Here is a 7,604-nt window from a genome sequence, read left to right as displayed (position 1 = left end):
GCGCGTTCAAGATCACGTCGAACAGCTGGGAATACACGGGCGACGGCCACTCGCTCGCCTACCACGCCGGCGCCGCGCTCCAAGACATGGAGTTCGTGCAGTTCCACCCGACGGGCATGATCTGGCCGCCGAGCGTGCGCGGCATTCTCGTCACGGAGGGCGTGCGCGGCGAGGGCGGCGTGCTCAAGAATCGCGACGGCAAGCGATTCATGTTCGAGAATATTCCGGACAACTACAAGGCGCAGACGGCCGACACGCCCGAAGAGGGCTGGAAGTACACACAAGGCGACAAGAACTCGCGTCGTCCGCCGGAGCTGCTCACGCGCGACCACGTGGCGCGCATGATCGTGCGCGAGGTTCGCGAGGGGCGAGGGTCGCCCCACGGCGGCGTTTTCCTCGACATCGCGTGGATCAAGGAGAAGCTCCCGAACTCCGAGGAGCACATCAAGCGCAAGCTGCCGAGCATGTACCATCAGTTCATGCAGCTGGCCGGCGTGGACATCACGAAGGAAGTCATGGAGATCGGGCCGACGTGTCACTACATCATGGGCGGAATTCGCGTCGAGGGTGAAACGCAAATGTCCACCGTGCCGGGATTGTTCGCGGCGGGCGAGTGCGGCGCGGGACTGCACGGCGCGAACCGGCTCGGCGGCAACTCGTTGTCGGACCTGATCGTGTTCGGCAAGCGCGCCGGCGAGCACGCGGCCAAGTTCGCGAAGGCGAACGGCGGCGTCGCGATCGACAAGAGTCAGGTCGCGTCTGCCGAGCGCACCGCCCTCGCGCCGTTCGAGCGGAGCGGTGGCGGTGAAGGACCGTATCAAGTGCAGGAAGCGTTGCAGGAGATCATGCAGGACAACGTGAACATCGTGCGCGCGCAGGAGCAGATGGAGTTCGCGCTCAAGATGCTCGGCGATCTCAAGCAGCGAGCCGATCGGGTGCGCGTTCCCGGGAACCGCGAGTACAATCCGGGTTGGCACACGGCGCTCGACCTGAACAACCTGCTCACGGTGTCCGAGGCGATCACGCGCTGCGCGATCGAGCGAAAGGAGAGCCGCGGCGGCCACTTCCGCGACGACTATCCCGACAAGGATCCGGCGTACGCGACGTTCAACCTCGTCGTGCGAAAAGGTCGTGAGGGTCGGATGGAGCTTTCGCGCGAGCCGATCCCACCGATGCCCGACCACCTCAAGGCAGTGATCGAGGAGATGAAATAGATGGCGACGCCCCCACCCCCGGTTACGGAAACGAAGCCCAAGGACGCCTTTACCGCGGCGCAGGCGGCGCAGGACGCCGCGGCGAAGCACGACGTTCGCACGTTCAAGATCTGGCGCGGCGAAAAGGGAAAGGGCGACTTCGTCGAGTACAAACAGGACGTCGTCGAGGGGATGGTCGTGCTCGACGCCGTGCATGAGATCCAGGCGTCACAAGCGAACGACCTCGCCTGCCGCTGGAATTGCAAGGCGGGGAAATGCGGATCGTGCTCGGCCGAGATCAACGGCATGCCCAAGCTGATGTGCATGACGCGGCTGTCGGATCTCGACGCGACGAAGCCGGTGACGGTCGAGCCGATGCGCGCGTTCCCCCACGTGCGCGACCTCGTGACCGACGTGTCGTGGAACTTCGAGGTGAAAAAGAAGATCCAGCGGTTCACGCCGCGCCCGCCCGACGCGGCGGACGGCACGTGGCGGATGGATCAAAAGGACGTGGACCGCGTGCAGGAATTCCGGAAGTGCATCGAGTGCTTTCTGTGTCAGGACGTATGTCACGTCCTGCGCGATCACGCGAAGCACGACGAGTTCATCGGCCCGCGATTCCTCGTGTACGCCGCGGCGCTGGAGATGCATCCGCTCGACGTCGCCGACCGCGTGCCGGCGCTGCGCAAGGAGCACGGGATCGGCTACTGCAACATCACCAAGTGTTGCACGAGGGTCTGTCCCGAGCACATCACGATCACCGACAACGCGATCATTCCGCTCAAGGAGCGCGTGGTCGACGAGTTCTTCGATCCGATCGGGAAGCTGGTGAAGATCTATAGTAGGCGGCGACAGGGAACGTAGGGGCGGTCGCCGAGCGCGGTGTCGTTTGGCCGGAGGTGACTCGCATGGTCGGTAGCGCGCGCGGGCTACGCCGGTCTCCCGGATTCGCAATCACGGCGGTATCGGCGCTCGGACTCGGCATTGGCCTGGCCACCGCCGTACTCACCGCGGCCAACACGCTGCTCGTGAGGCGTCTCCCGGTCGCCGAGCAAGATCGCGTGGTGATGCTGTCGGGCGAATCGCGCGATCGGCGCGTGCAGAACTGGCCCTTGTCGTACGCTGACGCGAGCGAGTTCGCGAAACGCACGCGGTCGCTGTCCCGCGTCGCGTCTTTCGTCTTTCCGGGCGCTCTCAGTGTGCCGGTCGACGTCGGCGGAACGATGGACCGCTACGGTTGGGCGCTCGTGTCGGGCGACTTCTTTGATCTCCTGGGTGCGACGCCGATGCTCGGGCGCGCGCTGCGGCGCGAAGATGACGTTCCCGGAGCGCCGCACGTTCTCCTGCTGAGCTACCACGCATGGCAGGATCGCTTCGGCGGCACGCCGGACATCATCGGTCGCACGGTCCTGGTACCGGCGTACGACATGACGTTCAGGATCGTCGGGGTGATGCGACAGGGGCTCGATTTTCCCCGCGGCGTCGACGCGTGGAGCGCTGAACGCGCGACGGTTCCCGGCGGCGACATGGCGAACGTGCAGATGGATCTGGTGGGTCGTCTGGCGCCGACCGCCACAGCGGCGAGCGCGGGAGACGAATTGAGCGCATTCTTCGCCCAGTCTTCCGGATCGAAGCGCCTGCTGCTTGGCGAGGCGAGCCCGTTGTCTGAGCTCAGCATCGGCGACGTTCGCGCGGCGATCGTCGCGTTCGCGGCCGCGGTCGGGTTGCTGTTGTTGATCACCTGCATCGACGTCGCCAACCTGCTGCTGGTGCGCGGAGTCGGGCGGGCGAAGGAGATCGCGGTTCGCTCGGCGCTCGGCGCGAGCCGCGCGCGTCTCGTGATGCACCTGCTCGGCGAGTCGTCGCTGCTGGCGATCGGCGGCGGAATTCTCGGCGCGCTCGTGGCCGCCGGCGCTCTTCGCGTGTTCGTGGCACTGGCGCCGCCGGGGTTCCCGCGCATCGACGAGCTCCACATCGACGGAGCGGCGCTGGCGCTCAGCGCGTTGGTGACGATCGGCGCGATGCTCCTCTTCGCCATTGCTCCGGCGTTTCTCACGACCGGGGTCGACGCCGTCGAGGTCCTGCACTCTGGTCATCGTCATGGCGACAGCCGACGCGTTCGCCGGATTGCCGACGTGCTCGTCACCGGGCAAATCGTGCTCTCCGTCGTCGTGCTGTCGGCCGCGGCGCTCGTCGCGCGCAGCCTGATCAACCTCGAGCGAGCCGACCTGGCGCTCGATTCGTCGCGCGTGTTGATCGCGGAATTGTCGATTCGGTATCGAGAACCGGCATACGACACGGTGCCCAAGCAGCTCGCCGCGATCGAGCGACTGGTGCCGGCGATCGCGGCGAGCCCGGGGGTTCGTGCGGTGAGTCCGGTCGTGGCGCCTCCATTCTCGGTCGTCGCGTGGGACGGTGTTCCACGACGCGAGGGTCAAACGGTGGTGGACGCGAAGGGCAATCCGGTTCTCAACATGGAGCTCGTGGCGCCGTCGTATTTCGCGACGTTCGGAATTCCGATCCTGCGTGGGCGGGCGTTCACGGCCGACGACCGGCCGGGGGCCACGCGGGTGGTGATGCTCAGCGAGTCCGCGGCGCGCAGCTATTGGCCCGGGCAGAATCCGATCGGCCGGCGGTTGGCGCTGGGAACGGCGGCCGATTCGTTCTCGACCGTCGTCGGCATCGTGCCCGACACGCGCTACCGCGATCTGCGCGTTGCCCGCCCGACGATCTATTTCGCGCTCGCGCAATCGGCGTTTCCCTTCGTGCCGACATCGCTCGCCATCAGTACGACCGGCGATCCGACATCCATCATTCAGTCGCTGCGACGTGTGTTGCGGGAGACGACGCCGGGCATCTCGATCGTGCGGGCGGCTCCGTTCGATTCGTACACAACCGGGCCGCTCGCGCAGCCTCGTCTCGACGCGACGTTGCTGTTGGTGTTCGCCGGCGCCGCGCTCTTCTTGTCGGCGATCGGGTTGTTCGGCGTGCTCGCGACTTCGGTGCGGCAACGAACGCGCGAGATCGGGGTTCGACTGGCACTCGGCGCCTCACCGTCGGGTGTGGCGAGTCTGGTCCTCCGGCGTGCGCTGGTGATCGGCGGAATCGGCGTCGTCGCGGGGCTCACCGCGGTCGTCTGGACGAACCATTGGATCGCGTCGCTCCTGTTCGGCGTCAGTCCGACGGACACCCTGACTCTCGCGGTGGTTGCGGCGTTCGTGCTCGCGGTGGCCGTGCTTGCCAGCCTCGTTCCGGCGAGGCTCAGTGCGAGCGTCGATCCGATCGTCGCGCTGCGCGCGGAATGATCCGGTTTCGACTCGTCAGCTGATCCAGGTTCCGACGACGCTGACGAGGAACCAGAGCACGATCACGCTGGCGGACAACGCGGCGACTACGACGGCGGCGACCTCGACGGAGCGCCAACCCCACCGAGTGGATGACACACCGCTCGGCGCGGCGATCTCGCGATCACCGATTCCCCAGATGCCAAAGGCCGCGACGAGCAACGGCACCGCCGTGACCGGCCACCAGCGAAGCGTCCACTGCGGCCGAACGAGCGCGACGACGACGCAAGCGGCGACGGTGACGGGCAGGAGCGACGCGCAGGCGGCGAGCTGGGTGTCCGTCGCCCGACGGGCGAAACGACGCCAGAAGTCAGCGAGCGATGGCTCGTCGCGAGACACGCGCATACCGAGATATGACACGCCGCGCGGCAAGGAGCCAGATCGCTCGGGGCAGAACCCAAGAGTCTATCGGCGCCGCCCCTCGGCCGCGGAAAACCGATAAATGAAAATTCCGTATCCGACGCCCGGCGGGTCCGAGCTCCGCCCGGCCTGAAACGCGAACGATCTTCCGTCCGGGCTCACGACTGGATTTGCTGCCTTGTGGCCGTCGAAGTCGCCGAAGCGCGTCATGCGGACGAAATCGCGTCCATTCGCCGCGAGCGCGAGCCTCCAGATGTCGATGTACCGAAACGTTTGGTGCTCGGCGGATCCTTGATCGTGGCTGGATTCCACGAGCACGTACGCACCGTCCGGCGAAACGCCCTCGGCCTCGTTGTACTCATCGCCGATCTTGCGGTAGGTCGTCAGCGCGCCGGTGCGGAGGTCGACGCCCATGACGTCGGCCTTCTCGCCGTTCTCGCGATAGCAGGTGTAGATCAGCTGCGTGTCGTCGAACCGAAAGTTCTGCGCCTCGAGCGTGCAGTCCGGCGATCGCGCGCGGAGCACCTCGTGCTTGTTCACCAAGCGCGGAACGCGGCCACTCCCTCGTGAATCTTTTGGTCCAGAGGAACCGGCGCCGTCTTCGCGTCCGCGCGCATCACCCACATCTCCTCGTCGTGGTAGCGCGTGGTCACGATGTCCTCGAAGGCCCGCGCCGCGATGATGAGATAGTCGCCGTTGGGCAGATACTGGATTCGAAGGAGGCCGGCGTGCTTGAAGTGGCCGGAGAGAAGCCGCACGAGATGTGTCCGCAGGTCGATTTCGAACGCGTCACCGAAGCTCTTCCCGATGAATGCGATTTGTTTCCCGTCCGGCGACCAGGCCGGCCGTTCGCCGAACGCCGCGATCTGCCTGATGCTTGGCGGCAGATGGTCCTCGGGCGAACCGCCCCGGCGTTGTTGGGCCGGCGAGGGGACGGGAGTGAGCGAAACGCCCAACAAAGCGGCGAGCGCGAGCGGCGCTGTCATCCGGTTCATGACGGCCGATGATAGCGGTCCGCGCCTCCGGGCGTAACTTTTGAGTCTCGGGACCAAAGCCAAGCTCCCGCCCCTCTCCCGCATGGAACTCAAGCCGATCACCCGCGAAGGCATACCCGCCGCGCTGCAAAAGGCGGAGCGATACCGCCTGCTCAACGAGTCGTCGGCGGCTGAGAGTATCTGCCTCGACGTCCTCGCGATCGAGCCGAAAAACCAGGAAGCGTTGGTCTCGCTGCTGCTGTCGATCACCGATCAGTTCGCCGAAGACATGGCCGGCGGCGTACGGCGCGCGCGAGAAGTGCTGCCCCGTCTCGAGGACGAATACGAACGTCTCTACTACTCGGGGATCATTTGCGAACGGCGCGCGCGGGCGCAACTGCACCGCGGCGCGCTCGGCTCATCGGCGGTCGCGGCCGAGTGGTTCCGCGAAGCCATGACCTGGTACGAGAAAGCCGAGAAAATGCGTCCCGCCGGCAACGACGAGTCGATCCTCCGATGGAACACGTGTGCGCGAATGCTCGAGCAGCACGAGCGGCCGCGCGGACACTCGGAGTACGAGCCCGCCCTGGAAGACTGAGCCGCGCAATCTCTTGGGCTCTTTCCGCGTCTATCCGGATAGTCCGCGAAGCTTTTCTGCTGTTCAGAAGGTGACGGCCTTCGGCGTGTACGGGCGTTCGAGCTCGGTGATCTCTTCGGCGGTGAGCTTCACCTCGAGCGCGGCGAACGATTCCTCGAGATGCTCGAGCCGCGTAGCGCCGATGATCGGCGCGGTGACGTCGGGCTTGGACAGCACCCAGGCGAGCGCCACCTGCGCCATCGAGATGCCGCGCTTCTCCGCGATGTTCTCGACGACGTCCACGACCTCCCAATCGGCGTTCGCGTAGAGCCGGTCCGCGTGCACGTCGGTGTCGGAGCGGACGGTCGAGCCTTTGGTCTTCGCGCGAGGACGCGTGAGGACGCCACGGGCCAGCGGCGACCACGGAATGAGACCGAGTCCCTCCGCATGACACGCCGGAATCATCTCTCGCTCTTCTTCGCGATACAGGAGGTTGTATTGCGGTTGCACCGAAACGAATCGCGCCCACCCGTTGCGTTCGGAGATGCTGAGCGCGCGCATCAACTCCCAGGCGTATCCCGAGCTGGCCCCGATGTAGCGCACCTTGCCTTGGTGCACGAGGTGTTGGAGCGCGCCGAGTGTTTCCTCGATCGGCGCGATGTGGTCGAAGCGATGAATCTGGTATAGATCGATCGTCTCGACGCCGAGCCGCCGGAGGCTCGCCTCGCACGACTGCACGACGTGTTTGCGCGAAAGGCCCTTCATGTTCGGCGCGTCGCCCATCGGCCAGAACACCTTGGTCGCGATCACGATCTCGTCGGGGTTTGCCATCGCGCGAAGCGCGCGCCCGGTGACTTCCTCGCTCATGCCGAGCGAGTACATGTCGGCCGTGTCGAAGAAGTTGATCCCTTTCTCGAGCGCCAGTCGGATGAACGGTTGCGCCTCGCCTTCGTCGAGCACCCACGTGCGCCAACGCGGGTCGCCGTAGGTCATGCAGCCGAGGCAAAGACGGGAGACCGTGAGGCCGGTGTTGCCAAGCGTCGTGTATTGCATTCGCCGTGTTGAATTGAGAGACCCGAAAACCGCGGCGCAAAAGTAGCTCGCCGAGGCGCAACCTTCACGCCCGTCGCCGCAAAGAGTCGAACCCTCAGGCTCG

8 protein-coding genes are annotated in these 7,604 nt (G+C 65.9%); 4 read left to right on the top strand and 4 right to left on the bottom strand.

What is annotated here, in order from left to right:
- The 3 genes from VGQ44_16185 to VGQ44_16175 form a co-directional block, all read left to right on the top strand.
- Positions 1-1,214: FAD-binding protein (locus VGQ44_16185; protein ID HEV8448369.1), on the top strand; the 1,214-nt coding region annotated here is incomplete at its 5' end.
- The gene (locus tag VGQ44_16180; GenBank protein ID HEV8448368.1) at positions 1,215-2,057 is read left to right on the top strand and encodes a succinate dehydrogenase/fumarate reductase iron-sulfur subunit; all 843 of its coding nucleotides are present in this window, start codon (positions 1,215-1,217) and stop codon (positions 2,055-2,057) included. It begins immediately after the preceding gene.
- 44 nt (positions 2,058-2,101) lie between these two features.
- Positions 2,102-4,498 (top strand): ABC transporter permease, encoded by a 2,397-nt coding sequence (locus tag VGQ44_16175; GenBank protein ID HEV8448367.1) that lies wholly within the window; start codon positions 2,102-2,104, stop codon positions 4,496-4,498.
- Between the two features lie 15 nt (positions 4,499-4,513).
- Here VGQ44_16175 and VGQ44_16170 read toward each other — a convergent pair whose 3' ends face one another.
- Genes VGQ44_16170 through VGQ44_16160 form a run of 3 tightly spaced genes read right to left on the bottom strand, consistent with a single transcriptional unit; the run spans position 4,514 to position 5,892 of the window.
- Complete coding sequence (locus VGQ44_16170) at positions 4,514-4,882, bottom strand: hypothetical protein (GenBank protein ID HEV8448366.1); 369 nt, start codon at positions 4,880-4,882, stop codon at positions 4,514-4,516.
- Between the two features lie 60 nt (positions 4,883-4,942).
- A complete protein-coding gene (locus VGQ44_16165; protein HEV8448365.1) occupies positions 4,943-5,437 on the bottom strand; it encodes a hypothetical protein in 495 nt (164 codons plus the stop codon).
- A complete protein-coding gene (locus VGQ44_16160; GenBank protein ID HEV8448364.1) occupies positions 5,434-5,892 on the bottom strand; it encodes a hypothetical protein in 459 nt (152 codons plus the stop codon). The genes VGQ44_16165 and VGQ44_16160 overlap by 4 nt, the downstream gene beginning before the upstream one ends.
- An 82-nt stretch (positions 5,893-5,974) precedes the next feature.
- Here VGQ44_16160 and VGQ44_16155 point away from each other — a divergent pair, with 82 nt between their 5' ends.
- Positions 5,975-6,469, top strand: a complete 495-nt coding sequence (locus VGQ44_16155; GenBank protein ID HEV8448363.1) for a hypothetical protein — start codon at positions 5,975-5,977, stop codon at positions 6,467-6,469.
- A gap of 63 nt (positions 6,470-6,532) precedes the next feature.
- Here the strand turns inward: VGQ44_16155 and VGQ44_16150 are convergent, their stop codons facing one another.
- The gene (locus VGQ44_16150; GenBank protein HEV8448362.1) at positions 6,533-7,501 is read right to left on the bottom strand and encodes an aldo/keto reductase; all 969 of its coding nucleotides are present in this window, start codon (positions 7,499-7,501) and stop codon (positions 6,533-6,535) included.
- Positions 7,502-7,604: the final 103 nt, after the last annotated feature.

It is taken from the genome of Gemmatimonadaceae bacterium, assembly GCA_036003045.1.
GTDB lineage: Bacteria > Gemmatimonadota > Gemmatimonadetes > Gemmatimonadales > Gemmatimonadaceae > JAQBQB01.
The sequence above is the reverse complement of the archived record's forward strand: the minus strand, read 5'-3'. Positions and strand labels throughout refer to the sequence as shown.